The sequence below is a fragment of the Luteolibacter yonseiensis genome (genome assembly GCF_016595465.1).
Classification (GTDB): Bacteria; Verrucomicrobiota; Verrucomicrobiia; order Verrucomicrobiales; family Akkermansiaceae; genus Luteolibacter; species Luteolibacter yonseiensis.
On sequence record NZ_JAENIK010000004.1, the window covers coordinates 379522 to 405931 of the forward strand.

General features: G+C 62.7%; 22 protein-coding genes and 1 tRNA gene. 10 read left to right on the plus strand and 13 right to left on the minus strand.

Annotated elements, in window-relative coordinates; all coding sequences use genetic code 11:
• Nucleotides 1–337: 337 nt before the first annotated feature.
• Together JIN84_RS03185 and JIN84_RS03190 are read right to left on the minus strand one after the other, a co-directional pair.
• Nucleotides 338–419: transfer RNA gene (locus JIN84_RS03185), tRNA-Leu, on the minus strand.
• 13 nt (nucleotides 420–432) lie between these two features.
• Nucleotides 433–1662, minus strand: coding sequence for a class I SAM-dependent methyltransferase (locus JIN84_RS03190; RefSeq protein ID WP_200349559.1), 1230 nt, complete (start codon nucleotides 1660–1662; stop codon nucleotides 433–435).
• A 55-nt stretch (nucleotides 1663–1717) separates the two neighbouring features.
• On the opposite strand from JIN84_RS03190, the gene JIN84_RS03195 reads away from it, so the two are divergent.
• The 6 genes from JIN84_RS03195 (at nucleotide 1718) to JIN84_RS03220 (ending at nucleotide 8752) form a co-directional block, all read left to right on the plus strand.
• Entirely contained in the window at nucleotides 1718–4087 is a 2370-nt protein-coding gene (locus tag JIN84_RS03195; protein WP_200349560.1) for a transglycosylase domain-containing protein, read from the plus strand.
• 346 nt (nucleotides 4088–4433) lie between these two features.
• Nucleotides 4434–5174, plus strand: coding sequence for a transporter (locus tag JIN84_RS03200; RefSeq protein WP_200349561.1), 741 nt, complete (start codon nucleotides 4434–4436; stop codon nucleotides 5172–5174).
• A gap of 66 nt (nucleotides 5175–5240) precedes the next feature.
• Nucleotides 5241–6176: a metal ABC transporter substrate-binding protein gene (locus JIN84_RS03205; protein ID WP_325099550.1), complete on the plus strand. Its 936-nt coding sequence runs from the start codon at nucleotides 5241–5243 to the stop codon at nucleotides 6174–6176.
• Complete coding sequence (locus JIN84_RS03210; protein WP_200349562.1) at nucleotides 6173–7069, plus strand: ATP-binding cassette domain-containing protein; 897 nt, start codon at nucleotides 6173–6175, stop codon at nucleotides 7067–7069. The genes JIN84_RS03205 and JIN84_RS03210 overlap by 4 nt, the downstream gene beginning before the upstream one ends.
• Nucleotides 7062–7928 carry a metal ABC transporter permease gene (locus JIN84_RS03215; protein WP_200349563.1) on the plus strand — a complete coding sequence of 289 codons (867 nt, stop codon included), beginning with the start codon at nucleotides 7062–7064 and terminating at the stop codon, nucleotides 7926–7928. The genes JIN84_RS03210 and JIN84_RS03215 overlap by 8 nt, the downstream gene beginning before the upstream one ends.
• Nucleotides 7925–8752 carry a metal ABC transporter permease gene (locus JIN84_RS03220; protein WP_200349564.1) on the plus strand — a complete coding sequence of 276 codons (828 nt, stop codon included), beginning with the start codon at nucleotides 7925–7927 and terminating at the stop codon, nucleotides 8750–8752. The genes JIN84_RS03215 and JIN84_RS03220 overlap by 4 nt, the downstream gene beginning before the upstream one ends.
• Nucleotides 8753–8820: 68 nt before the next feature.
• On the opposite strand, the gene JIN84_RS03225 is transcribed toward JIN84_RS03220, so the two are convergent.
• From JIN84_RS03225 to JIN84_RS03245, 5 genes are all read right to left on the minus strand, one after another.
• Nucleotides 8821–9108 carry a hypothetical protein gene (locus JIN84_RS03225; RefSeq protein WP_200349565.1) on the minus strand — a complete coding sequence of 96 codons (288 nt, stop codon included), beginning with the start codon at nucleotides 9106–9108 and terminating at the stop codon, nucleotides 8821–8823.
• Nucleotides 9109–9274: 166 nt separating this feature from the next.
• Complete coding sequence (locus JIN84_RS03230; protein ID WP_200349566.1) at nucleotides 9275–10156, minus strand: hypothetical protein; 882 nt, start codon at nucleotides 10154–10156, stop codon at nucleotides 9275–9277.
• 10 nt (nucleotides 10157–10166) lie between these two features.
• A complete protein-coding gene (gene acs, locus JIN84_RS03235; RefSeq protein ID WP_200349567.1) occupies nucleotides 10167–12125 on the minus strand; it encodes an acetate--CoA ligase in 1959 nt (652 codons plus the stop codon).
• Between the two features lie 394 nt (nucleotides 12126–12519).
• On the minus strand, nucleotides 12520–13278 hold the full coding sequence (locus JIN84_RS03240; protein WP_200349568.1) for a pseudouridine synthase: 759 nt from the start codon (nucleotides 13276–13278) through the stop codon (nucleotides 12520–12522).
• Between the two features lie 81 nt (nucleotides 13279–13359).
• Nucleotides 13360–13515 (minus strand): small basic protein, encoded by a 156-nt coding sequence (locus JIN84_RS03245; protein WP_200349569.1) that lies wholly within the window; start codon nucleotides 13513–13515, stop codon nucleotides 13360–13362.
• Between the two features lie 187 nt (nucleotides 13516–13702).
• Here JIN84_RS03245 and JIN84_RS03250 point away from each other — a divergent pair, with 187 nt between their 5' ends.
• From JIN84_RS03250 to JIN84_RS03265, 4 genes are read left to right on the plus strand one after another with little or no spacing between them, the layout of a single operon-like run.
• Nucleotides 13703–15244: a hypothetical protein gene (locus JIN84_RS03250; protein WP_200349570.1), complete on the plus strand. Its 1542-nt coding sequence runs from the start codon at nucleotides 13703–13705 to the stop codon at nucleotides 15242–15244.
• Nucleotides 15241–16569 (plus strand): hypothetical protein, encoded by a 1329-nt coding sequence (locus tag JIN84_RS03255; RefSeq protein WP_200349571.1) that lies wholly within the window; start codon nucleotides 15241–15243, stop codon nucleotides 16567–16569. The genes JIN84_RS03250 and JIN84_RS03255 overlap by 4 nt, the downstream gene beginning before the upstream one ends.
• Before the next feature lie 58 nt (nucleotides 16570–16627).
• Nucleotides 16628–17158 (plus strand): hypothetical protein, encoded by a 531-nt coding sequence (locus JIN84_RS03260; RefSeq protein WP_234043159.1) that lies wholly within the window; start codon nucleotides 16628–16630, stop codon nucleotides 17156–17158.
• A 12-nt stretch (nucleotides 17159–17170) separates the two neighbouring features.
• On the plus strand, nucleotides 17171–17590 hold the full coding sequence (locus tag JIN84_RS03265) for a VOC family protein (protein ID WP_200349573.1): 420 nt from the start codon (nucleotides 17171–17173) through the stop codon (nucleotides 17588–17590).
• 155 nt (nucleotides 17591–17745) lie between these two features.
• Here JIN84_RS03265 and JIN84_RS03270 read toward each other — a convergent pair whose 3' ends face one another.
• The 6 genes from JIN84_RS03270 to JIN84_RS03295 all read right to left on the minus strand — a co-directional run bounded on the left by JIN84_RS03270 (nucleotide 17746) and on the right by JIN84_RS03295 (nucleotide 26399).
• On the minus strand, nucleotides 17746–19722 hold the full coding sequence (locus JIN84_RS03270) for a heavy metal translocating P-type ATPase (protein WP_200349574.1): 1977 nt from the start codon (nucleotides 19720–19722) through the stop codon (nucleotides 17746–17748).
• A gap of 130 nt (nucleotides 19723–19852) precedes the next feature.
• Nucleotides 19853–20329, minus strand: a complete 477-nt coding sequence (locus JIN84_RS03275; RefSeq protein WP_200349575.1) for a hypothetical protein — start codon at nucleotides 20327–20329, stop codon at nucleotides 19853–19855.
• Nucleotides 20330–20372: 43 nt separating this feature from the next.
• Nucleotides 20373–23501: an efflux RND transporter permease subunit gene (locus tag JIN84_RS03280; protein ID WP_200349576.1), complete on the minus strand. Its 3129-nt coding sequence runs from the start codon at nucleotides 23499–23501 to the stop codon at nucleotides 20373–20375.
• A 3-nt stretch (nucleotides 23502–23504) separates the two neighbouring features.
• Nucleotides 23505–24659 (minus strand): efflux RND transporter periplasmic adaptor subunit, encoded by a 1155-nt coding sequence (locus JIN84_RS03285; RefSeq protein WP_200349577.1) that lies wholly within the window; start codon nucleotides 24657–24659, stop codon nucleotides 23505–23507.
• A gap of 20 nt (nucleotides 24660–24679) precedes the next feature.
• Nucleotides 24680–25906, minus strand: a complete 1227-nt coding sequence (locus JIN84_RS03290; protein WP_200349578.1) for a TolC family protein — start codon at nucleotides 25904–25906, stop codon at nucleotides 24680–24682.
• A 139-nt stretch (nucleotides 25907–26045) separates the two neighbouring features.
• Nucleotides 26046–26399 carry a hypothetical protein gene (locus JIN84_RS03295; protein WP_200349579.1) on the minus strand — a complete coding sequence of 118 codons (354 nt, stop codon included), beginning with the start codon at nucleotides 26397–26399 and terminating at the stop codon, nucleotides 26046–26048.
• Nucleotides 26400–26410 lie beyond the last annotated feature (11 nt).

Sequence of the window (26410 nt, forward strand, 5' to 3'; positions counted from 1 at the left end):
TTTCCAGAGCTCTTCTCCCTTCACAGACCCTCGCAAACCAAGATATGCCAATAGGCTCCCGTGAATGTTATGCCTCGAAACCCGCCCCCGGGAAACATGAAGACGAGATCGACGTGAACGCCGCCCATCGGAGTGGTATTTGAAACCTGCGGCTCCGTCCTCCCCGCCCATTCCCGGGTTGACGTGATTGTCGAAAAACGGGGAGCGATCGCTTTCCTGCATGCCACCTGCCAGACGTTTCACGTGGAAATTACGAGCGTTGGAAATTGAGCCGAGACCACATGCAACTTATTCTTTATCACCGAATAAATCGGAAGCTTCCCCATCTCGGAAAAAGTGCCGGGAACAGGACTCGAACCTGCACACCTTTCGATACCAGAACCTAAATCTGGCGCGTCTACCAATTCCGCCATCCCGGCTTGCGGGGCGACTCTACCGGGACGCGGGCGCGGGGCAAGCACTCAATGCGAGGCGGTGGCGGGCGTCCCGGGGGATTTCGTCCGCCGGCTGGTTCCACGAAATCTCCAGCACGTGGAAGCTTCCGCCGAGGTGGGCGGGGTGGGTGAGCGTCTGGAACTGGCGGAGCGCCGCGAGATCCGGGTTTCCTTCCAGCGAGAGCAGCCAGTCACGCCCGTTTTCCGTGAGCCATGATCCCTGGTTCTTGAAAACGAGGGGCTTGCCGCCCAGGTCGAGCGCGGCTTCGGCGACGGCGGTGAAGTCCACGTGCGCGGTGATGTCGATTTCCCCGGGCCTCTCGAACGGGTCTTCCGCGGCGCGGTGGTTGGAAAAGGTGCGCAGCGTGCCGGCTTTCCGCTCCGGCAGGTAATACTCGGGCCGGGCGAATCCGTAGTCCGGCCAGATCATGAGGCCGGAGGAAAGGCCGCGGGCGAGCGGCGCGAGGAAGTCACGAAAGTTCGTGCGGACTTCGGTGCGGTAGCCATCCGGGAAATCCGTGCCGAGTCCGGCGAGCGCCGTGAGCAGGGTGGCATCCGTGATTTCATGGTCGGTCCCCCAGGTGAAAATTCCGTCCGGCCCCTTGGCGACGCGGCACTCGCGCCAGCCGCCGGATTTCCGTTCGACGACGTGGAACGGCAGCGCGTCGAGCAATTCGTTTCCGAAGGCGATGCCCGGCAGGGGATCGGTGGCAAGCTCTCCGGCGTCTGAAATGAAGCGCGTCTTTTCCGAAAAGGCCGCGAGCGTTTCGCGCTGGGCCGCCTGGAGCCGCGCGAGAGGCTCGGGGATCACGTATTCCAGCGAGGAAAACGCCACGGGATGGATCCGGGAAATCTCCCCGAGCACGTCGCCCGCGAGGGTCCCGTCGTGTGCGCCGCATTCGATGATCCGCCAGCGGCCGGGCGATCCCAATTTCTCCCACTCGCGGAGGAAACGCCGGGCGAGCAGGCGGCCGAAGAGCGGTCCGACGCTGACGCTGGTGAAGAAATCCCCGCCACGCCCGACCTGGCGGGTGCCGCGTGAATAATAGCCGAGCCCGGGTTCGTAGAGGGCGAGTGCCATGAAATCCACGAACCGCAGAGGCCCCTCGTCCGCGATCTTTTCATGCAGAACCGCTTCCAACGAAGGGGTTGCGGGCGGCGTTTCGTTCCGGTAGGGTGTCGCACGCTTTACCGCTCGAAGTGGCGGTGATGAATCAGGATCAGGCATGGCTAAAATTCAAAATTCGAATCGGAAGAGGAAGAACAGTAAGCCTTGGTTCTTCATGCGTAAAGGCTTCTGGCTCACGCTCATCCTGCTGGGCATCATCGGTGCCGTCTCGGGCGGGATCTTCGCCGAGGCCTATACCCGCGACTACCGCCTCCGCGCGGGCACCTATGATCTGGAGCGCATCAACGAGCTGGAAGAGCCGAGCATCATCCTGGACCGGAATGGCAAGGAGATCGGCCGCATCTTCGTGCAGAACCGCAGCGTGATCCCGATCGAGCAGGTGCCGGAGATTTTCATCAAGACGCTGCGGGCCGGAGAGGACTCGCGGTTCCTCACGCACCATGGTGTGGACTACATCGGCATCGTGCGGGCCGGAATCCTGAACGCGCAGGGCGGGAACCAGGGGGCCAGCACCATCACCCAGCAGCTCGCGAGGAATGCCTACAATCTCAAGGAGGAAGCGAAGCAGCGCAAGGAAACGACCATCCAGCGGAAGCTGGTGGAGGCCTTCCTCGCCCGCCGCATCGAGGACCGGTATACCAAGGAGCAGATCCTCAATTTCTACCTGAACCGCATCTACTTCGGCAGCGGATTCTACGGCATCCGCTCGGCATCGCTGGGGTATTTCGGCAAGGAGCCGATGAAGCTGACCACCGAGGAATGCGCGTCGCTGGTCACCCTGATCAAGAACCCGAACGCCCGCTCCCCGCTGAACAATCCGGAGGTGAACCGCACCGGCCGGAACTACGTGCTCGGCCGGATGCGCGAGGAGGGCTTTATCTCCTCGTCCGAGCTCGCCCGCCTCAGGGCCCTGCCGCTGCGGTTGAACTCACAGCCGTTGCGCCGCGGCACCACCCACTTGTATGAACGCATCGCGGAAGCGGTCGGTCTCGCTTTGGGTGAGGACGCGCTGGCGTCCGGGAAATTCAAGGTCCACACCACCATTCTCGCCGAGGCCCAGAACGCGGCCCAACAGGCCCTGCTCGACAGCCTGGAAAAAGCGGAAGCCCAGCCGGGCTACACCCATCCCAAGTACCGCGATTATCGCAAGGGCAGCCCGAAACCCGCCGAATACCTGCAGGGCGCGGTGCTCATGATCGACCATGACACGGGCGAGGTCCTCGCCCACGTCGGCGGGCGGGATTACGCGCAGGTCCCTTACGATTTCATCGAGCTTGGCAAGCGTCCGCTCGGCACCGCGTTTTTCCCCTACATCTACGCGGCCGGGTTGAGCGGCGGCCAGACACCCGCATCTCTGGTGGAGGATGAGCCGATGGACAACCGCGCCGTCATGGTCGGCGGCCGCGAGGGCATCCTCGGAGAGTGGGGCATGGAGGTTTCCTCACCGGTCTACGAAGGAAAGATCCCGGTGCGCAAGGCGTTGGAAAATTCCAAGATCGCCGCCACCGTGCGCTTCGCCGGGGCGACCGGCCTCCAGCGGGTCGTCGACACCGCGGTCTCCTTCGGCCTGCCCTTGCAAAAAGCGGAACTCCTGCCCCGCCTCGCCGTCGGCTTCGAAGAGGTTTCCATGAAGCAGGCCGTCCGCGCCATGACCACCTTCCCTCGCGGCGGACAATCCGGACCTGAAAAACTGGTCTATCTCGACCGCGTCGAGAATTCCCAAGGCCGCGTCGTTTACCGCCGCCAGAGACAGCCGCAGCCGACCCGCGATGTCATCGACGAGGCCACCGCCTGGCAGGTCCACAGCATGATGGTCGGCTCGCTTTTCCGTGGAAGCTCGAAGGGCGTGCTCGACGGGATGCTGGAGAAGAACTTCAGCGGCGCGGGCAAGAGCGGCACCACCCATGACTTCGCGGACACCTGGTTCATCGGTTACAACAAGCGCGTGACCTGCGGCGTCTGGACGGGATTCCTGGGCAATGACGGGGCCATCTACCCCGGTGCCTTCGGCCGGGATCTCTCGATGCCCGTCTGGCAGAAAACCATGAATGCCGCCGCTCCCTCGTTCGGCGGCGGACAACTCACCCCGCCCGACAGCGTCGTGGAGGTGAATGTCTGCACCGTATCCGGCGAGCGGGCCACCCAGTTCTGCCAGCAGCACGAGGAAAACGTGAACACGGGCATGATCCAGTCCCGTTCCACCGCAGTGGGCGAATACTTCCGCAGGGGCACCGAGAAGCTTCCCTTCTGCTCCATCCACTCCGGCGGAACCAGCGAAGGAGGCGCACCCGACATAACCGCGCTGAACCTGCCCGCGCTCGATGCCGTCCCCGTCCGCCCGAAGGAACCCACCCTCATCGGCGACGATCCCTATCACACGGAGGTCCCCAGCTTCGCCGCCACCTCCGCCGAGGGAGGCTTCGTCCGCCACCGCACGAACGTGCTCGACAGCCTGGACCTTACCGACATCGAAGATGGCATCCCGCTGCCCCGTCCGCGGCGGCTGCAGATCGATGACGAGTGACACCACCGGCCTCCCTTCCTGACCGATGCGGTGCCTGTTAACGCAGCCTCCCGAGGATAGACGGCCAAGCCTGACGGCAATGATTCGCATTTCCCCGGGCCTCCGGAAGCGTGAGCCTTCGAAAGAAAACGCCTGAGGCCCGACGACCGTCCGGAGTTCACGATTCATCGTGCTCTTTCACCCGCCCCGGCGGATGGCAAGCTGGAGCTTGAACTCCGGGCAGCGCTTCCGCGGGTGACGGTTTCACGCCCTTCATCGACCGCTTTCGGAAGACCTTTCAATCATCGTGGCTCTAATTTTAAATTTAGGCTTGATTACTAAACTTAGCCTAGACTAATTTTTATTCATGAATCCCCTACACCTGCTCGCGTGCGGTCTTTCCGCAGCCTCCGTATCCGCCGCCGAACTGCGCCCCCTCAGCACCGACCGCCCGGATACCACCGAAAGCCCCCGCACCGTCGACGCCGGGCATTTCCAATTTGAAATGGAAGTGGCGAACGCCTCGCACGACGGCTTCTCCCTTGCGGAACTGAATTCGAAAATCGGCCTCGATGCCTCCACGGACCTGCAAGTCGTCACGCCATTCTACACCCGTGTCCGGGATGGAGGCGAAGGCTTCGGAGACGTGGAAATCCGTCTGAAACGCAATCTCTGGGGAAATGATTCGGGTTCCACCGCGCTCGCGATCATGCCGTTTGTCAAAATCCCGACCGCGAACGGCGATCTCGGAAATGACGAGTTCGAAGGTGGACTGATCGTTCCGTTCGGTTTCGACGGCCCATCCGGGTGGTCCTGCGCTGTCATGGCGGAACTGGATCTGGTGGCGGACGACGACGGCGGCGGCCACCATCTGGTTGGCGTGGCCTCCGCCACCACCAGTCATGGGATCACGGAAAACACCGCCATCTTTCTCGAACTCGTCAGCGTGGCGGACGCCGGATCCCGCTCGGCCTATGAAGCTTATTTCAACACTGGCATGACATGGGCTGTCACATCCACCTGCCAGCTCGACGGAGGAATCCGCCTCGGTCTGACGGACGCATCCGCCGATTTCACCCCGTTCCTGGGAGCCAGCACGAAGTTTTGACCAAAAATTTAGCCTCATCTAAAATTCTACATTGAAGCGAATATGAAACGTGCCATGATGATTCCCATGAAATCCGGTGCCCTGCGGCCCTTTTCCAGACGAAGCGTGCTCTGTCTCGCTGTCGGCCTGTGCGCCCTTCTCGCCAGCGGTTGCGGCGATCCAAAAAAATCCACTTCCGGGAAAAAGCGGGTGGTCACGAGCTTCACCATCATCGCCGACATGGCGAGGGAGGTGGCCGGGGATGCGGCGGAAGTCGATTCCATCACCCGGCCCGGTGCCGAGATCCACGGATACGATCCCACGCCCAGGGATATCTTGAAGGCCCAGTCGGCGGATCTCGTCCTGTGGAATGGATTGAACCTGGAACTGTGGTTCGAAAAATTCTTCACCAACGTGCGCGATGTCCAGAGCGCCGTGCTGACGGAGGGAGTGACGCCCATGGGCATCACGGAGGGTCCCTACACCGGCAAGCCGAACCCCCACGCCTGGATGTCCCCGTCCAACGCGGTGATCTATGTGGAAAACATCCGCAAGGCCCTGGTGAAAATGGACCCGGCGAACGAGGCCACCTATAACGCGAACGCCGCCGCCTACACCGCGAAGATCAAGGCGTTGGACGAGCCTGTCCGGCAGAAGCTCGCCGCCATCCCGGAGGACCAGCGCTGGCTCGTCACCAGCGAAGGCGCGTTTTCCTACCTCTGCGCGAACTACGGACTGCGGCAGCTCTACCTGTGGCCCATCAACGCCGATGCCCAGGGCACGCCACAGCAGGTGAAGGCCGTCATCGACGGGGTCCGGTCCAACAAGGTTCCCGTCATTTTTTCCGAAAGCACGGTGAGTGACAAACCGGCCCGCCAGGTGGCGAAGGAAACCGGCGCGCGCTACGGCGGAGTGCTGTATGTGGACTCCCTGACGGATTCCGCAGGACCCGCACCTACCTATCTGAAATTGTTGGAAACCAACGCCGACACCATCGTGAAAGGATTTCTCAACCCGCCATGAACGAACCTCTGCGCCTGGTCGTGGATGACGTGTCGGTGGCCTATGCCAACGGGCACCTCGCCCTGCGCGACGCCTCGTTCCAACTCGGGGCGGGCACCATCTGCGCGCTGGTGGGGGTGAACGGCAGCGGCAAGTCCACCTTGTTCAAGAGCATCATGGGCTTCGTGAAACCGAAGTCCGGCAGCGTGAAGATCAACGGCCGGCCGGTGCGTGCGGCGCTGAAAGAACACATCGTCGCCTATGTGCCGCAGGCCGAGGAGGTGGATTGGCAATTCCCCGTAAGCGTGTGGGACGTGGCGATGATGGGCCGCTACGGCGCGATGAATTTCCTGCGCATCCCCCGCGCGGAGGACAAGGCGAAGGTGGAGGAAAGCCTGCGCCGTGTCTCGATGTGGGAGTTCAAGGACCGCCAGATCGGCGAGCTGAGCGGCGGGCAGAAAAAGCGGGTGTTCCTCGCCCGCGCGCTGGCCCAGGGCGGGCGTGTGATCCTGCTGGACGAGCCATTCACCGGGGTGGATGTGAAAACCGAGGAAGCCATCATCCAGCTCCTGCGCGAACTCCGCACGGCGGGATGCATCATCCTCGTCTCCACCCACAATCTCGGCAGCGTGCCGGAGTTCTGCGATCAGGTCGTGCTCATCAACCGCACGGTGCTCGCCTACGGCCCCACGTGCGATGTCTTCACCGAGCAGAATCTGGCGGCCGCCTTCGGTGGCGTGCTGCGTCAGTTCCAGTTCGAGGAGTCCACCATCCAGGATCACGACGGCCGGACGGTCCGCGTCCTGACCGATGACGAGCGGCCCCTGGTCTTCGGCAAGGACGGCCACCTGGAATACAAGGACCGCCAGGAACACGGCGAGCTGCTGAAAAAACGCCGCGAAGAGCATGAGTGAGTTTCTTCAACAGCTCCTGACACCCTTCCAGTATGACTACATGCTGCGCGCCATCTGGGTCAGCGCGCTCGTCGGCGGCACGTGCGGATTCCTTTCCTCCTTCGTCACGCTCAAGGGCTGGTCGCTGATGGGGGACGCGCTCTCGCACGCCGTCGTTCCGGGCGTCGCGGTGGCTTACATCCTCGGCCTGCCGTTCGCGCTCGGCGCGTTCGTCGCCGGGTTGCTGGCCGCGGGGACCATGGCCTTCGTCAAGGCGAGAAGCCGGATCCGCGAGGACGCCACCATCGGCATCGTTTTCACCGCCTACTTCGCGCTCGGACTTCTGCTGATCTCGCTTTTCCCCGCACGGGTGGACCTGAAGGTGATCCTGTTGGGAAACATCCTCGCCGTTTCGGATCCGGACATCTGGCAGGTCGCCATCATCAGCGCGGTGACGGTGGGGGTGCTCGTGTTGAAATGGAGGGATCTCATGCTGTTCTGCTTCGATGCCAACCAGGCCCGCACCCTCGGGCTGCGGGCGGGGCTTCTCCACATCACCCTTCTCTCGCTGCTCGCCGCCACCTCCGTCGCCGCCCTGCAGGCGGTGGGTGCCTGCCTCGTGGTGGCCATGCTCATCACCCCCGGAGCGACGGCCTACCTCCTCACCGACCGCTTTGGAAAAATGCTGTGGCTGTCCTCGGCCATGGGCGTGCTCACCTCGCTCGCAGGGGCCTATTCGAGCTACTACTTCAACGGCGCGACCGGCGGCTGCATCGTCACGCTCCAAGCGCTGTTGTTCCTGGCAGCCTTCGTCTTCGCACCGAAACACGGCATCCTCGCCGCCAAACGCCGCCTGCGCCTCGCGGCCCCGCAACCATGAACGCCCTGCTGGAACCCCTGCAATACGCCTTCATGCGGGACGCCCTGCTTGTCGGGTCGCTCGTCGCCGCCATGTGCGCGGTGCTGTCGTGTTTCCTCATTTTGAAAGGCTGGTCGCTGATGGGAGACGCCATCTCCCACGCGGTGCTGCCGGGCATCGTGCTGGCCTACATCGCCGGGCTGCCGCTCTCGATCGGCGCCTTCGCGGCGGGCCTCACCTGCGCGGTGGGCACGGGATTCATCAAGCAAAACAGCCGCGTGAAGGAAGACACCGTGATGGGGGTGGTCTTCACCGGCCTGTTCGCCTTCGGGCTGGTGCTTTTCAGCAGGACGCCGTCGGACATGCATCTGGATCACATCCTCGTCGGCAGCATCCTCGGTATCACGCGGGAACAGGTATGGGAAACGCTCGGTCTGGGCGGTGTGGTGCTCGCGGTGACCCTGGTGCTGCGCCGGGACCTGCTGCTGATCTGCTTCGATCCCGGCCAGGCCCGCGTGCTGGCCCTGCCGGAGCGTTTCCTGAACTACCTCCTGCTGGGATTGCTCTCACTCGCCATCGTCGTCTCGCTGCAAGCGGTGGGCATCATCCTGGTCGTCGCCATGCTCGTCACCCCCGGCAGCATCGCCCACCTGTGGACGGACCGCTTCGACCGCATGCTGGTCATCGCGGTCACGGCGGCGGTATGCTCAACGGTCGCCGGCATTCTCATCAGCTTCAAGATGGAAGGCTCCTCCACCAGCGGCTGCATCGTGCTGGTCCAGGCACTGGTATTTGTTATCTCCCTGCTCTTCGCGCCGAAGCATGGGATCTGGAAGCGGGGGTGAGGGAGATCGTCATTTTTCCCGGTTCCGGCGAGAAGCGGGAAGAGAGGCGGTGGGCGTGCCCATCCGCATCACCAGCGCTTTTTCCTATCCCTCTTCCCGGCCCGGCAGCGTGTGATGGCTCCTGCCACATGGCCCCACATCACACCAGACAACGCCGATCCCAGAAGGAAAATCCAAATCGAGGCCTGCAGGCCCGCCATCCTCTTCACACAAAGCAGCCAGCCGATCGTCCCGAACGGGTTGAGAGGCCAGAGCACGGTCAGGACGACATTACGAACAATCCGAAGGGAAGCCAGCGAGCCGAAAGTCAGTGAAAACTCCGTCCCTAACAACAAGGCACCAAGCAGCAGGGACACGAAGACCACCAAAACCGCGGTGAGGACTGAGCAACTCTTTTTGGTCTGCGGTTGAGTAGGCGTTTCAGTCATCTCAGGGGAATCTGGAATTACAGGCTCCTGCGTCAAATACGGATCAAGCTCTGCCGGGAAAGCTTCCGAACCGAGCGTGATGGCAGCCACCGCCTCACGCCGTCCCCGCCAGCCTGTGGTTCAGCGCGATGGAGCGGCGGAGCGCTCGCATGACGTCGACGAGCCCTTGGTGAGGCGACGCGGCTTCGGCGCAGGGGGCGTGTTGCCCGGCGTGGCGGCTGACAAACCGCCCGATTTCCGCATAAAGCTGCCGCATCTGGGTGTCCAGGACGGCGCTCTCCGCGCGGAGGACGGACATTTCCTTGTTGCCGTCCCCGATGACCTGGAACGCTTCCGAAGCATGGATGCGGCGGCCTTTTTTCTTCTCGGCGAGCTGGGCATCCACGGCGTCCACCTTCGCGTCACCGGCTTCAATCTCGGCACCGATGTCGATCCGTTGCTGCTTGAGGTCGGCAAACCGGTTTTTCAGTTCACCAAGGCGGGTCTTCAGCTTGTTCACCTGCTCCTTGTCAAATGCCGCGCTGGGAGCCTCCTTGGTGAGCACCTCGAGCTTCATCTTGAGTCCGTCGTAGGAACGGCGGACCTCGCGGGCTTCCGCGACGATCTCATCCCGCTTGTGCGCGAGCTTTTCGAGTTCGGTGAGCAGGGTGACACGCTCTTCGGCAAGCTCTTGGTGCACCTCCGGGATGCTGTTCAGGACGGTCGCACGCTCCTCATGGGCCTGGTCGAGCCGTGTCTGGCACTCGGCGAGCCGGTTGTTGACGTCCTCCTTCTCCTTGATGAACCTCCGCAGGTTCCAATATTCCACGGAAAGTTCCTCGATATTCTCAACCCGCTCCCAGATCAGGAAGCCCAGCTGCGCCTCGGCCTCGCGCAGCAGGTGCATTTCGCTCGCGGCGTCGGACATCCGCTGGTTTTTCCTGAAATAGCCGAACGCTTGGGCGAACCGGGCGATGTAGTAGCGGGAGGACGTCATTAGGAATGCGTTAGACCGGCTTCGCGATCTTTCGTTGGAGGGACTCGATGACGGTGAAGTCTTCGAGGGTGGTAATGTTCCCGGAGATCTTGCCCGTACAGACGAGTTCTTTCAAGAGCCGTCGCATGATTTTTCCCGAGCGCGTTTTCGGCAGGCCGGGGGCGAAATGGAGGTCGTCCGGTTTGGCGATCGCTCCGATGACCTTTCCCACGTGGTTCCGCAGTTCAGCCTGCAGTTCCGGCGACTCGTTGAAACCGCCCTTCAAGGTGACGAACGCGGCGACCGCCTGGCCTTTCATGTCATCCGGGCGGCCGACCACGGCGGCCTCCGCGACGGCGGGGTGCGAGACGAGGGCGCTCTCGATCTCCGCCGTGCCGAGACGGTGGCCGGAGACATTGAGCACGTCGTCCAGACGGCCGATGATCCAGAAATTCCCGGCCTTGTCGCGGCGCGCTCCGTCGCCCGCGGTGTAGAGACCGGGATAGTCGGACCAATAGGTCTTCTTGTAACGCTCCTTGTCACCGTAGATCGTGCGGATCATGGAAGGCCATGGCTTGCGGATGACGAGGCGACCGTCCTGCCCCGGCTTGCACTCGTTCCCCGCGTCGTCGAGGATGGCGGCATCGATCCCGAAAAACGGATGCGTCGCGGTGCCCGCCTTGCACGGAGTCGCGCCGGGGAGCGGTGAGATGAGGATGGCACCCGTTTCGGTCTGCCACCAGGTGTCGACGATGGGGCACCTGCCGCCGCCGATATGCTTGTGATACCAGTTCCAGGCTTCCGGGTTGATCGGTTCGCCCACAGAGCCGAGCAACCGCAGCGAGGAAAGATCATGTGCCGCCGGGAAATGGTCGCCGGCCTTGATGAAGGCGCGGATCGCCGTGGGGGCGGTGTAGAAAATGGTGACGCCGTGTTCCTCGATCATTTTCCAGAAGCGCCCGAAATCCGGGGCATTCGGCGCGCCCTCGTACATCACCTGGGTGACGCCGTTCGCGAGCGGACCATAGACGATGTAGGAGTGTCCGGTGATCCAGCCGACATCGGCGGTGCACCAGTAGACGTCCTCGTCCCGCATGTCGAAAATGTATTTGCAGGTGGAGTAGGTACCGGTGAGGTAGCCGCCGGAAGTGTGGAGGATACCTTTGGGTTTTCCTGTGGAGCCGGAAGTGTAGAGCACGAACAGCGGATGCTCGGAATCAAACGCCTTGGCGACGTGCTTCGACGATGCGGCGGCCACCTCCTCGTGCCACCACGCGTCGCGGTCGGCATCCATGGAAATTTCATTTCCGCAACGGTTCAGCACGATGACGCGCCTCACGCTCTTGTATTTCACCAAGGCCTCATCGACCACCGGCTTGAGCGGGACAACCTTGCCGCGCCGCCAGCCGCCGTCGGCGGTGAGAATGACCGTCGCGCCGGAATCCTCGAGACGATCCACGATCGCCTCGGAAGCGAATCCTCCGAAAACCACGGTGTGCACCGCTCCGATACGGGCGCAGGCGAGCATCGCGATGGCGGCCTCCGGGACCATCGGCATGTAGATGAGCACGCGATCCTTGGCTTTCACGCCGTTTTTCACCAGCACGTTGGCGAAACGGCAGACCTCTTTCTGAAGCTGGCCGTAGGTGATGGTGCGCTTGTCGCCGGGTTCGCCCTCCCAGATGATCGCGGCCTTGTTTTTCCGGGGGCCGGCGGCGTGGCGGTCCACGCAGTTCTCGCAGACGTTGAGTTTTCCGCCCTCGAACCAGGTCGCGTTCGGGGCTTTCCAGTTGAGCACCTTGCTCCACGGCTTCTGCCACACCAGCTCCTTCGCCTCGCGCGCCCAGAACTTGTCCGGCTTGTCGATGGATTCCTTGTAGAGCTTCTTGTAGGCCGCCATCGAAGGGATGCGGGCTTTTACGGAGAATTCCTTGGACGGCTTGTGAATGGCGTCGTGGTCGTGATCGGGCGTGGCTTTCTTGGCGCTCATGGGTTGGGAAAATTGCCGCGGGAGAAGTGGATTTCCCGCGTTACTTCCGCAAACTAGGAAGCCATCCCGCGCCCGGCAAGTCCCCAGAACCGGTCGGACCGGGATTTTTGGAGTATGACAAGGGAGCGGGGCGCTTGCCCACCCGCTCTTTGTCGTGAAATTTCCGACCCGCAGGAGCGAAGATCATGCGGCTCATCCAGCCCGGGGAGGGGCGATACGTGATCGCCCGTTTCCTGAGAAACCAATGACAAGCGAATTCCCTCGTTTCATCAGCCCTTCATCGGCACGGCGGACGCGTTCCGCCGCTCCCTGTGACGCCATCCGCAGTGCCAGTCCGCCGTAACCAGCAGGAATCGGTCTGATTTTCCCTGGTGCGGACCTTGAGGAAAAAGCCCTACCGCCTCTTCCGCTCGTCCTGTCCGGCCGCCCGCTTCTTCGCAGGCTTTTCATTCCCAAGGAGCATCTGCACTTCCAGCGCGTTCAGCATGGCCCAGCCGCCGGGTTCCAGATCGCCGAGCCACAGGGCGCCGATGCGGACGCGGAGCAGCTTGGTCACCTGATAGCCGAGAGACTCGAACATCACCCGGATCTGGCGCTTCGCGCCGTGGTCCAGCACCACCTTGAGGCGGCGCGGGGAAAGCCGCTCGATGGCCTTCGCCTTGAGTTTCCCCTCATCCGTGTAAACCCCTTCCAGAAACTGGTCGAGGTGGGAGTTTTCGAACGCCTGGTTCGAGGTCACGAGGTATTCCTTCTCCACCGACTTCGAAGGGTGCATGAGCTGCTGGGAAAGATCGCCATCGTTGGTGAGAATGAGCAGCCCTTCCGAGTCCATGTCCAGCCTCCCGACGTGGTGCAGCGAGTGGAGGGATTCCGGAAGCAGCGAATAAATGGTATCCCGGCCCAGCTCGTCCTCACGGGTGCAGACGAATCCACGCGGCTTGTGGAAGGCGATGATCATCGTCTCACGCGGGGAAACCCGTTTGCCGTCCACCTTCACGTGATCCCCATCGGAAATGCGGGTGCCCATGTTGAGGCACGGCGTGCCGTTCACCTCCACGCGTCCGGCCTTGATGAGTTCGTCACAAGCGCGGCGCGAACCGACGGCGCAGGACGCGAGGTATTTGTTGAGACGGGTGCCGTCGTTGGTTGCCATGGTGGTGGTGATGGAGGAAATGCAAAAGGCGCGAAGCCCGTGGGACTCCGCGCGATTTAGAAAATATTGGAAGTCAGAGGATTAACCCTCGTGCTTGGTCTTTGGAAGTCCGACTGGGGACTTGCCGTCTTTCCATTCGCCACGCTCCTTGAGGAGTTTGACGCGCTCGAAGCGCTTGAGGACGGAACGTTTGCCGCCGACGGTGGCATTGGACTTGAGGCTGTTGTGCTTGGACATCTCGGAATGAGGTTAAAAATCGCGGGAGGCGGAAGCTATGGACCAGTTTCGCCACTGGCAACCCGAAAAACGGGAATTTTTTAAAATTCCCGGGAATCCCGCAATTCCTAACAGATTCCTTGGCTCCCGCCCCGCAATGTGATTTCTCGGAACAACGGAAACCGATATCCCAAATCCGTTGGACTCCATGAAACCCATCCCTCGCACCGGATTCATCGCACTTACCCACGCCTTGGCCATCGCCGTGGGCTGGGCGGCCTACCAAGCCTCTGGTTTCCAAGGCCCCGGTTTCTCCACCACGGAACCTCCCGCCGCCCGGACCAAGTCGACGGACAGGACGTCAAAAGACACAAAGACGACGGACCGGACGCCGAAAGACACAAAGGCGGTGGAGGAAATCCTCGCGCCCATCCTGGCATTCTTGGAAAACCGACGGGAGGTTTACGATCAGAGAACGGACGATACCATCAGACAAACGAGCCAGAACATTCTCGACCGCATCGCCAGTATCGATATTCCGGCGGATTTCGCCAAGGAACTCGAAGCCGTGGAAGCGGGACCTGACGAAGGAAAATTCGTGGAGATGGCCGCCCTGGTCTTCCACTGGATGAACCATGACTCGAAGGCATTCTTCGACTGGTTGCGCGCGGACCCGAAAAAGCGCGGCGTCGGCCTCGGCGTCTCGCTCTTGTTCAGCTTGGAACCGGAAATCTACCGGCGCTCGGGAGTGGAGGGGGTGCTGGCACAACTGGTACATGCCGAGGGATGCAAACACCAGCTTTCCGGCGATCTTGGACGGTCGCTTGCGAAAAGCGGGGACATCGCGGGAATCCTGAAAGCCAGACAATTGCTCATCCCGGATGCCCACGCCTCCAATCCGGAGGACTGGCGGCGCCTTGTAATCAACATCGGGCAGAACTGGCCCGCTGACAAGACCACGGCCCTGATCCGGCTCGCGGTGGAAATGGACGAACCGATGTTGCTCACGACCCACAGACGAAACATCGAAGGACACGGCGGCTACATCGCCGGGTTGCTCGCGGACGAATCGCTGCCGGAAGATTTCAGAAAGAAGATTTCAGAAAATCCCATGGCCCGTAACTCGATCATCGGGGATTCCTCTCTCCCCCTCGATATGCGTCTGGCAAACGGAGGGGACCTCGCCCGGATCATTTCCGGTGATGTGGGCAGGCTGCTTTCCGAGGACCGGGACTGGGCGTTCGCATTCCGCAACGGCCAGGCCACGGCGGAGAAAATCATGACGGTCGTCAGCGCGGGCACTCCCGAACTCGCAAGGAGCCAGCCCGATGATTTGCGGAATTTCGTATTCCGCGAGCTTTCCGAAGAAAACCCGGCCGCAGCCATGGTCCTGCTGAAAGACATGCCGGACGACAAACGCAGCGAATTCGCCCTGCTCGTGTCCCGCACCCATTTCGATAACGTCGAACCCTCCAAGTTCCTCGAACTCCTCGAACAGATTCCCAGCGACACACCGGAACAGTGGGACGACAGGTTGGACGCGTGGAACCTGCGCGGCTACAAGAATAACGAACGTCTGCAGGAAGGTTACGTCGAATGGGTCCGGGCCCTCCCTCCCGGCCTGGACCGGGAAATGGCCCTCTACTCTCTCGCCCGCGCCGTGAATGCGAAAAACCCCGGGCTCGCGGAAGATCTCCGCAGCCAGGTTTCGGATCCGGAACTCAAAAAACGCATCGCCAGCCACCGATGAAACCCGCCCTGAAAATCATCACCCACCTCGGCGCCATCGCCCTGGGCGTCGCGCTCGCGGCCAACGCGCTCCCGCATTTCTCCCGGCAGGGGCAGACAGGACCAGAAACTGGCGACCGGCGCCAAACCGCCGTCGATTCCCCGGATTCCAGAAAAACCTCCACCAAACCCGCCTCACGCACCACCATCGGCCAGAGCAAGTCCGCCGCTTTCCGCGCCGCATGGGCCGCCCTCGCCGAGAAACCTTTCAACACGGTGGATCGCGTCGCCGCCCAGTCACAGCTTCTCACCGCTTGGGCGAAAGTGGATCTGGATGGAGCGCTGCAAGCCTTCCTCGGTGAAGCATGGGACGGCCCCTCGCCCGATCCCTTCCACCGTGAAGCACTCGCATCCGCCTTCGCCACCGAATTCCACGAGCACCCGGAATCCTCTTGGGCCGCTCTCAGCCGGAACCCGATGGCCAGCGCGCTCCTCGCAGGAACCTGGGTCAGGAACGCCGCCACCAAAGACCCGGAATTCACCCTCTCGATCCTCAACGAAATCCCGGTCAATTTCCGGTTCGATGCGATGAACCGCATTTTCGATCGGGAGAACCCGCTCACCCCGGAAATCCGCGCCAAACTTCTCACCAAGCTCGCAGGCATCGGATCTCCGGACCAGATCGAACGCCGCCTCGCGGAAATCTTCCTCCGCACTCCCTCGACCGATGCTCCCGCCAAACTCGCCGGGGAGTGGAACGACCTGCCCCCCGGCCCGCAGCGCACCGTGCGGATGGCTGAATGGGCGAACTCCATGCGCGGACTGGAAGTCACCAAATTCTCCGAAGAGTGGGAAAAAATCCCCGCCGCCGACCAGGCCCAGGCCGCCCGGCTCCTTCTCGCCCAGGTGGACAACCGCTCCCCCGCCCTCCTCTTCGCCATCGACCGGGCGATCCAGGCGGAACAATGGGATATTTTTGCCAAAGAGGACATCGCCAACAAGCTGCGAGGCTTCCAGACCGACCGCAATGCCCTCGCCGAATGGGCGCTCACCTTCCCGGAACGGCAGGAAACCCGCGCGGTGTTCAATCTCGCCATTTCGGAAAAACTCCTCAACGACCCCGCCGCCGGCCAGGCGTGGCTCGAAAAACTCCCCGCCGGCTCCTGGCATCGCGAGTGGGGGCTGGTCGAGCTGACCCTCGGCCGCATGTGGGCCCGCGGCGACATCCAGGGAGCCAACCGCGCCATCGAACGGATCACCGACACCCGCGCCCGCGAGGAAGCCCTGAAATGCCGCTACGACTGGCAGCTCCTGACGTCCCAACCGAACATCGTCCGGGAGAAATGAGTGCGTCGCTTGAACCGGCTTCGATGGTCCGGAAAAATTTCCAACGTCCTCTGTCGATATGAAACACGCATTGCTCTGGCTCCTCCCTGTCGGCATCCTGATGGGACAGGACAAAAGTCCTTTCGAAGAGGGCAAGGCTTCCGGCGATAAAACCGAAGAATCGGAATACGACTTTGCCGAGGTCCACAGATATGACGATGTGATGGTGAAACTTGGTGAAGCGTCCGATTCCAAATTGATCAGCTGGTCCCCTCCGAATGTCGCCTCACACGCGGGCGTCGCAGGCAAGAGCCAGACCTTCAAGTTTCAGATGGATTCGAAAGTGTATCAGGAAGCATTGCGGCACCCCGATTTGAACAGAGGCGTGAGATTGATGTCAGGCGATCCTGTGTTCCCGCTGTTCGTCTGCTGGCTGAGACCTCTCTCCATTCATGGAGAGACAGCCTATTTTGTGGTCAAGGTTCCGCTGGATCGACAGAAAGACATGTATATCGCATTCATTCCGGAGGAGGGAAAGAAACGCTACCTCCACAACCTCGACGAGGTGGCCCTGTATTTTAGAAACAGATCCGAGGCACAAGGCGAATAGCCATCACATTCCATGAAACCCCACATCACCGTCATCACCCTCGGCGTGGACGACCTCGAAAGGGCCTTTTCCTTTTACAAGGACGGCCTCGGTCTGCCGAGCAAAGGCATCATCGGAACCGAGTTCGAACATGGAGCGGTCGCGTTTTTCGACCTGCAACAAGGAATCAAGCTGGCCGTCTGGCCCCGGAAAAGCATCGCCCATGACACCGGCATCCCTGTCAGCGCCGCCGCCCCCACGGATTTCACCCTGGGTCACAACGTGGACTCGAAGGAGGAAGTGGACGCGGTCATGCGGCAGGCGGAGCAGGCCGGGGCGACCATCGTGAAAGAAGCGCATGACACCTTCTGGGGAGGTTACTCCGGCTACTTCCAGGATCCCGACAAACATCTGTGGGAGATTGTCTGGAATCCGGATCTCGCAGAGTTGTGAAACAACGGGCGGGTCACAGGAGATTCTTCGTATGTCGTCCAGCCATTTATGGCGTCTTCCAAGCGCACGAAAGACGCCATAAATGGCTGGACTACGAACAGGAAAATCCGACCGGCATCTCCTCACCTCATTTGCCGAGGCTGGCATGACTCCCCTCACTCGGAATTCACACGCCCCAGCAACCTCAACGAATTCAGGATCACCAGCAGGGTCGCCCCCGTGTCCGCGAGGATCGCCAGCCACAGGCCCGCTACTCCCATGAAGGCGAGGACCAGGACCACCGCCTTGATGCCGAGCGCGAAGGCGACGTTGAAGCGGATGATCCGCAGGGTGCGCCTGCCGACCAGCACGGTTTCCGCGACCCGCGTCAGGTCGTCCTTCATCAGGGCGATGTCCGCGGTCTCGATGGCCGTGTCGCTGCCGATGGCCCCCATGGCGAAGCCGACGCCGGCCACGGCGAGCGCGGGCGCGTCGTTCACCCCGTCCCCAATCATGCCGACGTGGGCATACCGGCTGACGAGTTCGCGGACGTGCCCGACCTTCTGATCCGGCATGAGATCGCCGATGGCTTCGTCGATGCCCGCCAGCTTCGCGATGGCGGAGGCGGTGCGCTGGTTGTCCCCGCTGAGCATGACGACTTTTTCAATGCCCGCCGCATGGATGAGGCGGAGCGCCTCGACAACCTCCGGACGCAGGGTATCCGCGATGGCGACGATACCGAGAATCCTTCCCGCGCATCCTTCGTGCGGCAGGTGGCCGAGGATGGCGAGGGATTGGCCCTTGGCCTCGACGGTTGCGAGAACGGCCTCCACCTCCGGCGTGCAGATCCCCGTTTCGTGGGCCATGCGGTGGTTGCCGATGAAATAGGGATGTCCTTCCACCGTCGCCCGCGCGCCTTGGCCGGTGACCGAAACGTAGTCACCCGCAGGCTCGAACGAGATACCCTTCGAGCGGGCGGCCTCCACAATGGCGAGGGCGAGCGGATGCTCCGAATGCGTGTTGATCGCGGCGGCGGTGCGAAGCACCTCTTCTTCCGACAACCCGCCCAGCGGCATGATCCCGACAACCTGTGGCTTTCCTTGTGTGATCGTACCGGTCTTGTCGACCGCGAGGGCACGGAGCTTTCCAACCTCCTCCAGATGTACGCCACCTTTCACCAGCACACCCCGGCGGGCGAGCGCGGTGAGCCCGGAAACAATGCTGACGGGCGTGGCGATCACCAGGGCGCACGGGCAGGAAATCACCAGCAACACAAGCGAGCGATAGATCCAGAACAACCACGGCTCCCCGAACAGCAGGGGAGGAACGAGCGCCACAAGAATCGCGATCGCGAAAACGGCGGGAGTGTAAATCCTGGCGAAGCGGTCGATGAAACGCTGCGTCGGCGGCTTGTTCTCCTCCGCCTCGCCGACGAGCTGGATGATGCGGGCGAGCGTGGACTCCGAAGCCGGCTTGGTCACCCGGACGACGAGCGATCCCTCCGCATTCACCGTGCCCGCGTAAACCGGATCGCCGGATTTCTTTTCCACCGGCACGGACTCCCCGGTAATGGGTGCCTGGTTGACCGCGGAATTTCCTGAAACCACCTGGCCATCCAGCGGAATGCGGCTGCCGCTGCGGATGAGGATCTCCCGGTCCACGGCGACCTCGCCCACCGGAATCTCCTGCTCCGAACCATCCGAATTTCTCACGATCGCCGTCGGCGGCGAAAGCTTGAGCAGCGAATCCACCGCCTGCCGAGCGCGGCCGGACGCCCATGATTCGAGAAGCTCGGAGAGCGAAAAAAGAAACACCACGCTCGCGGCCTCCGCTCCCTCGCCAATGAGCCATGCCCCCACGACCGCGACGGCCATGAGCACGTTGATGTCCAGCCGCCGCACCTTCAGCGCACCCCAAGCGGCGGGAAACACCAGTAACCCGCCCGCCACCGTGGCGGCGGCGAAGGCGATGGTGCCGAACAATTCCAGATGCGGAAAAAGCCAGTCCACCAGCAGACCCACGCCGGTGAAAGCCCCCGCCGCCGCGACGAGCGTTCCTTGGGGCAGGGAACTGTCCTCATGGCAATGTTCGCAACTGGTGCAACCGGACTTCTTCACCGGTGGCGGAGTGTGGTCATGTTCGTGGTGCGCCATCGGTGGGGATGATAGAATGAAAAATGCCGCGAAGAAAGGACGGCTTCCGGATCCGGCCTCGTCTTCGCATGGGAAACCGGGATCGGACCACCCGCGCCGCCACTGATGCGGCGGCGCGGGCGGGTCGGGATCAATGCATGTGCAGTTCGAGTTTCTCGCTCACCGCCTTGGCGTCGGCCGTCGTCTTGATGACGAGGTTCAGCGGCACGTGGGCTCCCTCGGGCAGGGCCTGGTCGGAGATGAGCACGTTGGCGTCCGCATCCTTGCCTTTGGCGAAGGTGAGCTTCACGGGAGCCGAACGCTCGCCGGCGATACCGGTGATCGACTGCGCCTCAAGGGCCGCCGCCTTCAGTTCCTTGTCGAGGAAGACGACGCGGGCCTTGCGGTCCTTGCCTACGGAAACCTCGATGGTGAACCCGGCTTTCGATTCCACGACCGTACCTCCGTTCGGTCCTTTCCTGGCGTCATGGTCGTGGTCGTCGTCCTCCTTGCCATGATCGTGTCCGGCATGTTCCTCCTTGGAGTGGTCGTGCTTTTCCTCGGCGGAGGCCAACGGGCTTCCGATGAGGGCGATGAGCAGGGGCAGGGTCGTCAGTTTCAATTTCATCTATGGTGTTTTTCTATGGTTTGGTTGTTGGAAACAGGATGGATCATTGGGCGGCGGGGGCGTTCAGCTCGAGCGCCCTGGCGGCGGCCTTTCTGCCGAAAAGGCGGAAAACGGCCGGCGTCACCGCGAAGTCGAGCAGCGTGGAGGTGATGAGGCCGCCGACGATGCAGATGGCCACCGGGCTGAGGATCTCCTTGCCCGGTTCCCCCCGCGAAAGGACGAAGGGAATGAGCGCGATGCCCGCGGACAAGGCGGTCATCGTGACCGGCACGAACCGCTCCAGCGTGCCGCGCTCGATCATGGAATAGGTGAACCCTTCCCCCTCGTGCCGCATGAGGTGCAGGTAGTGGGAGATCATCATGATGCCGTTCCGCGCGGCCACACCGCCCACGGCGATGAAGCCGACAAGCGTGGCGACGCTGATGTTTCCGACCAGCAGCCATGTCAGCGCGAGGCTGCCCATGAGGGCCAGCGGGAGATTCAGCAGCACCTGGATCGCGAGCGTGAGGCTCTTGAAATAGGACCACAACAGCATGATGATCACCACGAGGATGCCCGCGAAGAGCAGGGCGATCCGCCGGGCGGCGGCCTGCTCCGCCTGGAACTCGCCCTCGTAGCTGATGAAAACCCCGTCCGGAGTCTTGATCTCCTCGGCGACCTTCTCCTGGAGCCGTCTCACGAGTTCGCCCGCGTTGCGCTCCGTCGGCGTGATGGAGATGACATAGCGCCGCTGCATGTTCTCACGATGCACGGAGCTGGGGCCCGAGGCCTCCCTCACGTCCGCCACCAGCTTGAGCGGGATGTTCCGTCCGGTCTTGGTGTGGATGGGCAACTCGCGGATTTTCTCCGGCTCGCTGCGCCACTCCTCCGGCAGGCGGATGGCGAGGTCGATGGTACGTTGGTTCTCGCGGAGCTGCGCGACCGCCGTGCCGCCCAACAGGGTGGAGAGCTCCGAGTTCAACTCACCGGGTGAAACCCCGTGGGCCAGCGCGCGCTCGCGATCGATCTCGATGCGGAGCTGGGGAATGGCCGCCTGTTGGTCGAGCTTGGCATCCCCCAGACCTGGAATGGTTTTGGCGACCGCCTGCACCTTCTCCCCGATGTCGGTGATGGTGTCCAGGTCCGGCCCGAAGATCTTCACCGCCACGGGCGCCGTCACACCGCTCAGCAGGTGGCTGATGCGGTGGGACAGCGGCCCGGAGAGCACGCTGAAGGTTCCCGGCACGGTGCGGATGCGCTCGCGGATGTCGTCCAGGATCTCCTTGTTGCCTCTTCCTCCCTCGCCCTTCTTGAAGTCGATGTCGAATTCCGCGTTGGAAATCGGTACGACGTGGTCGCTGCGTTCCGCCCGGCCGATCCGGCGGCCGACGTTGTGGACCTCCGGGACCTGCCGGATCTGGCTCTCCACCGACTTCGCAAGGTTTTCCATTTCCGCCAGCGAGGTACCCGGCGCGGCCCCCGTGGTGACGATGACCGTCTCCTCATGGAAGGCGGGGAGGAAATCCTTGCTCATCTGCGGATAAAGCGCGAGCGCGAGCACCAACAGGATCGAAACAGAGGCGATGACGATCACCGGCTGCCTCAGGCTCAGTCTGAGCAGGGTCACCTTGAGCACCCATTTGAGCCCCCGGACAAACCTGCCGTCCGTATGGCCATGATCCCCTCCCGCCCTCACCTTCAACACGAGCGAGCAAAGTACCGGTATGGCCGTCAGGGACACCACGAACGAGGCGATCATGCTGACAATGGTCGCGATGGCGATGGGGCCGAAGAGCCGTCCCTCCACACCGGACAGGCCCAGCAGGGGGAGGAACACCAGCACGATGAGGATGGTCGCGTAGAGGATCGAGTTCCGGACCTCGCCGGAAGCGCGGGCGATGACTTCGAGTTTCGGCAGCGGCTCCGGCAGGTTCGCATTCTCCTTCAACCGCCGGAAGACGTTCTCCACGTCCACGATCGCATCATCCACCACCATGCCGATGGCGACGGCGAGCCCGCCCAAGGTCATGGAGTTCACGCTCAGCCCCATCCATTTGAAGGTGAGAAGCGTGATGGCGAAGCTCAGCGGCATCGCCATCAGCGTGATGAAGGTGGTCCTGATGCTGAGCAGGAAGAGCAACAGCACCACGGTCACCATGACGGCCCCTTCGACGATGGCGTTCGACAGGTTTCCGATGGCGCGGTCGATGAAATCCCGCTGGCGGAACAACACCGTGACCTCCACGTCCTTCGGCAGCGACGGCTTGAGCCCTTCGATCGCTTTCTCGATTTGTCCGGTGAGGGCGATGGTGTCGAATCCCGGGGCCTTGGTGACGCTCATGATCACCCCCGGGCTGCCGTTCACGCTGGCGTCGCCGCGCTTCGGTTCGGTGCCCCAGGCGACCTTCGCCACATCCGAGATGGCGATCGGGCGGCCGTTCGTGACCTTCACGATGGTGCGGGCGATGTCATCCAGCTCGACGGTCATCGCGAGGTTCCGCACCATGATCTCCTGCGCTCCCTTGTCGATGAAGCCGCCGGTGGAATTCGTCGCGGCATCGGCCACGGCTTGTTCCAGTTCCTCGATGGAGACACCATTGGCCTGCATGCGGAAGGGATCCGGCTGGACCTGTGCCTGCTTCACGCCGCCACCCTGGCTGAGCACCTCGGCGATGCCGGGGATGGACTTCAACCGGGTGCGGATGGTCCAGTCCGCGAGGGTGCGGACGTCCATCGGCAAGGTGCTGCCGTCGGTGCTCCTGACACCGATGAGCAGGATCTCCCCCATCAGCGAAGCCACGGGCGTGAGATAGGGCTGCGTCCCCTCGGGCAGGGATTCGTTCGCCCCCTGAAGACGCTCCTGGACGAACTGCCGGGCGCGATAGATGTCCGTGCCCCACTCGAACTCGGCGAAGACGAGCGAGAGCGAGATGTCCGAGGTGGAGCGCATCCGGGTGAGTCCGGACACACCCATGAGCGAATTTTCGATCGGCTGGGTGATGAGGGCTTCGACTTCCTCCGGCGCGAGGCCGGGAGATTCCGTGAGAATGGTGACCGTCGGTTTCGTGAGATCCGGCAGGACCTCCACCGGCAGCTCGCGGCCTGTCTTGAAACCAAGCGCGAGGATCAGCACCGCGAGGCACAGGATGATCGCCCGGTTCCGCAGCGCCCAGCGGATGAGTTTGTTGAGCATGGGTCAGGCGAAGTCGGAGTTTTCGTTTTTCCCGCCCTTGCGGAAAATGGAAGTGAGGACGAGGAGGAGGAAGAGCAGCGCCGTGGTGGCCATGAAGAACTTCTCCCTCAGTGAGGAAGATCCTTTCCCGGCACCATGGTCGTGGCCGTCATCACCACCGCCGGCCTTGGCCGCGGCCGCCTGTTCGGCACTCATTTCCGAGCCGTCCTCGTTGTGCTTGTGGCCGTGCGCGGCATCAAGCGCTTCCTTGAGGGATACCCCTCCGCCGCCACCGGCGAAGCCGAGCGAGTAGGAACCACGGGTGACGACCTCGTCTCCCGGCAGGAGGCCATCGACGATTTCCACCCGGTCGTTGCTGGTCGCACCTGTCTGGACAATCACCTTGTCGAAGGCGTTCGGCAGCTTGGCGTGTTTCACGTAAACGTGACGGTTGGCCGGATTTCCCTGCAAGGACTCCTTCGGCACGGAAAGCACTCCCGCACGCATCGACTTCACGATGGTGAACTCCGCCCGCATGCTGGGGCGCAGGGTTCCTTCCGGATTGGGCATGTGGAAAAACGCGTCGATCGTGCCGTTCTCGGCATCCGCCGCGGTGCCGAAGCGGAGCAGCTCTCCCTCGAAGACCTTTTCCCCGAGCGCTGGAATCCTGATCCGGGCCTTGGCTCCGGGCTTGAGCAATCCCGCCTGGTAGTCCGGCACACGGGCAACGGCATAAACCTTGGACAGGTCGGCGATCTCAAGCAGTGCCTTGTCAGGCTCCACGGGATCTCCGAGACGGGCGTCCGAGTGCATTACAAGACCTCCCACCGGTGCGCGGAGAGGAATGACCGGCGGCGGATCACCCGGCTGGCGGCTCTCCACCTGGGCCACAACCTGATCTTTGGAAACGGTGTCGCCGGGAGAAACGGGAAGCTCCACCAGACGCCCGGAAATCCGGCTGCTGACGGCACCCGTGCTGCCCGGGATGGTCTCGATCCTGCCGAGCGCGAAGGCGGAATCCTCGAAGTCGGACTCCTCGACCGTGACCGTCTCGATCCCGAGGTTCTTCACGCCCTGCTCGGTCAGGATCACGGCCCCGCTTTCACCGGCGGCCTGTAGGGATGCGTGGGAAACGAGCAGTGCTCCCACGCAGGAAAAAACGATGTTGGAAAATTTCATGTGGTCTTTGAAAAAGTGGTTCAAGGTTTGGCAGCGGCCGTTTCGTAACGGACACGGGCGAGGTGGAACTGCTTCACGGCATCAAGCCGGGAGGCCTGGAGCTGGAGGCGGCGTTCCCGGGCGCGGAACACGGTCACCAGTTCGCCAAGGCCCTTCTGATAGGCGTCCTCGGCGGCGGCGGCCTGCTCGGTGGCGAGCGGCAGGAGCGTGCTCTCGGTTTCCTTCGCCAGCGTCAGCCACTGCCGCATCTCCGCGACGGCGGCCTCCGCCTCGAGACGGATGCCGCGCCCCAGCGCGGCGGTCTCCTGTTTCAGGCGCTGCTCGCGGGCCTTCGCTTCCTGGATGGCACCTTCGTTCTTGTTCCAGAACGGCAGGGGCAGCGAGAACCTGACACCCACCATGCCCTCGCGGTCATAGCCGCCGGGCTCGTCCTCCGAGCGGTCGACACTGAGGAACACCCCTCCCTGCACATCCTCGCGGCGTTTCGCCTGCTCGAGAGCGACGCTTTGCCCGGCAGCCTGGGCCTCCAACCGGGTGGCTTGGAAATCCGGGCGTGAGGACGGTGAGACGGCATCCGCCGGCAGGACCATTTCCGGCAGCGAGCCACCGACATACAGGGTCTCGCCGGGGTGCATTCCCAGCAATGGCTTGATGGAGCCGACCGCCGCAACTTCCTCAGCGTCGAGCTGACGCAGTTCCAGGTTGATGCCGGCGGTCTCCAATCTGGCCTGTCCGGCATCCAGCACGGATGCCTCGCCCTTGGCGGCGTTTCCGGACAAGGTGTCGGTGAAACGCTGTGCAACCTCGACCTGTGAACGGAGCAGCTCGCGGCGCTGGCGGACGGCCAGCACATTGACGATGCCCTCCCTCGCCTGGGAGATCAACCGGCGCTCCACCTCGCGGACTTCGGCCTGCGCCACCTTCACCTCGGTGGCGGAAACCGATTTCTCCAACTGGAGGCGGTTGGTGAGCGGGAAGCGCTGGGAAAACGAAACCTCCGCCGTGCGGGCACGGAACCGGGGATCGTGGGACAGCTCGAATCCCAGTTCGGGATTCTGCAGGCGGCCCGACTGGGTCAGGCGCCCGTTCGCCTCCTGGATGCGCAGGCGGGCGGCCGCCAGATCGGGATTCTGGGCGCGGACGCGATCGCCGACACCCGCGAGGGATACGACGACTCCGGGCTCCGCAAGCGCCGGATGAATCATGCAGGCGGACGCCAGCACGGCTAAAAATGATAATCGTGACATTGAATGATCGGGTGGAACTCGGGCGCGGCAACAGGCCGGCGCCCCAAACAGGTTGATGGACGGCTCCCCCGGCAAAACGGGCCGGAGGCAGACAGGACGCCGTGTCTTCAGGACACGGCGGAGCGCGGCGTACAGGCGCTCAGATCAACGGTGGTTTCTCCGAACTGAGAAACGGTTCTTCCGGCAGCATGTCACCTTCATGGCGGATGCCGGAAAGCGATGAACCCGCCAGGCACATCGGGAAAAAATGGTCGTTGCCCACCGTCAGCGGCTGCGCGGCGGAGCAGCAGTTGTGATGATGGTGGTGGTGGTCCTTGGGGCAGTCCTCGCCCTCATGCTGGCATTCCTTGGAAGACCCGTCATGAGAATGGTCGCAGCAGACCTCCTCGGCATGCGCGCAGGTCGCGGCATGGGCGGCATTCGTCGCGAGGACGCGGGCGTTCAGCCCGGCCATCACACAAAGGACCATGATCCATGCGAGGATTGATTTCATCAGACGCCGTG

Coding starts and splice junctions, on each gene's coding strand:
- JIN84_RS03190 (WP_200349559.1), bottom strand. CDS start 1,662: ATGCCTGATCCTGATTCATCACCGCCACTTCGAGCGGTAAAGCGTGCG.
- JIN84_RS03195 (WP_200349560.1), top strand. CDS start 1,718: ATGCGTAAAGGCTTCTGGCTCACGCTCATCCTGCTGGGCATCATCGGT.
- JIN84_RS03200 (WP_200349561.1), top strand. CDS start 4,434: ATGAATCCCCTACACCTGCTCGCGTGCGGTCTTTCCGCAGCCTCCGTA.
- JIN84_RS03205 (WP_325099550.1), top strand. CDS start 5,241: ATGAAATCCGGTGCCCTGCGGCCCTTTTCCAGACGAAGCGTGCTCTGT.
- JIN84_RS03210 (WP_200349562.1), top strand. CDS start 6,173: ATGAACGAACCTCTGCGCCTGGTCGTGGATGACGTGTCGGTGGCCTAT.
- JIN84_RS03215 (WP_200349563.1), top strand. CDS start 7,062: ATGAGTGAGTTTCTTCAACAGCTCCTGACACCCTTCCAGTATGACTAC.
- JIN84_RS03220 (WP_200349564.1), top strand. CDS start 7,925: ATGAACGCCCTGCTGGAACCCCTGCAATACGCCTTCATGCGGGACGCC.
- JIN84_RS03230 (WP_200349566.1), bottom strand. CDS start 10,156: ATGACGTCCTCCCGCTACTACATCGCCCGGTTCGCCCAAGCGTTCGGC.
- acs (WP_200349567.1), bottom strand. CDS start 12,125: ATGAGCGCCAAGAAAGCCACGCCCGATCACGACCACGACGCCATTCAC.
- JIN84_RS03240 (WP_200349568.1), bottom strand. CDS start 13,278: ATGGCAACCAACGACGGCACCCGTCTCAACAAATACCTCGCGTCCTGC.
- JIN84_RS03245 (WP_200349569.1), bottom strand. CDS start 13,515: ATGTCCAAGCACAACAGCCTCAAGTCCAATGCCACCGTCGGCGGCAAA.
- JIN84_RS03250 (WP_200349570.1), top strand. CDS start 13,703: ATGAAACCCATCCCTCGCACCGGATTCATCGCACTTACCCACGCCTTG.
- JIN84_RS03255 (WP_200349571.1), top strand. CDS start 15,241: ATGAAACCCGCCCTGAAAATCATCACCCACCTCGGCGCCATCGCCCTG.
- JIN84_RS03260 (WP_234043159.1), top strand. CDS start 16,628: ATGAAACACGCATTGCTCTGGCTCCTCCCTGTCGGCATCCTGATGGGA.
- JIN84_RS03265 (WP_200349573.1), top strand. CDS start 17,171: ATGAAACCCCACATCACCGTCATCACCCTCGGCGTGGACGACCTCGAA.
- JIN84_RS03270 (WP_200349574.1), bottom strand. CDS start 19,722: ATGGCGCACCACGAACATGACCACACTCCGCCACCGGTGAAGAAGTCC.
- JIN84_RS03275 (WP_200349575.1), bottom strand. CDS start 20,329: ATGAAATTGAAACTGACGACCCTGCCCCTGCTCATCGCCCTCATCGGA.
- JIN84_RS03280 (WP_200349576.1), bottom strand. CDS start 23,501: ATGCTCAACAAACTCATCCGCTGGGCGCTGCGGAACCGGGCGATCATC.
- JIN84_RS03285 (WP_200349577.1), bottom strand. CDS start 24,659: ATGAAATTTTCCAACATCGTTTTTTCCTGCGTGGGAGCACTGCTCGTT.
- JIN84_RS03290 (WP_200349578.1), bottom strand. CDS start 25,906: ATGTCACGATTATCATTTTTAGCCGTGCTGGCGTCCGCCTGCATGATT.
- JIN84_RS03295 (WP_200349579.1), bottom strand. CDS start 26,399: ATGAAATCAATCCTCGCATGGATCATGGTCCTTTGTGTGATGGCCGGG.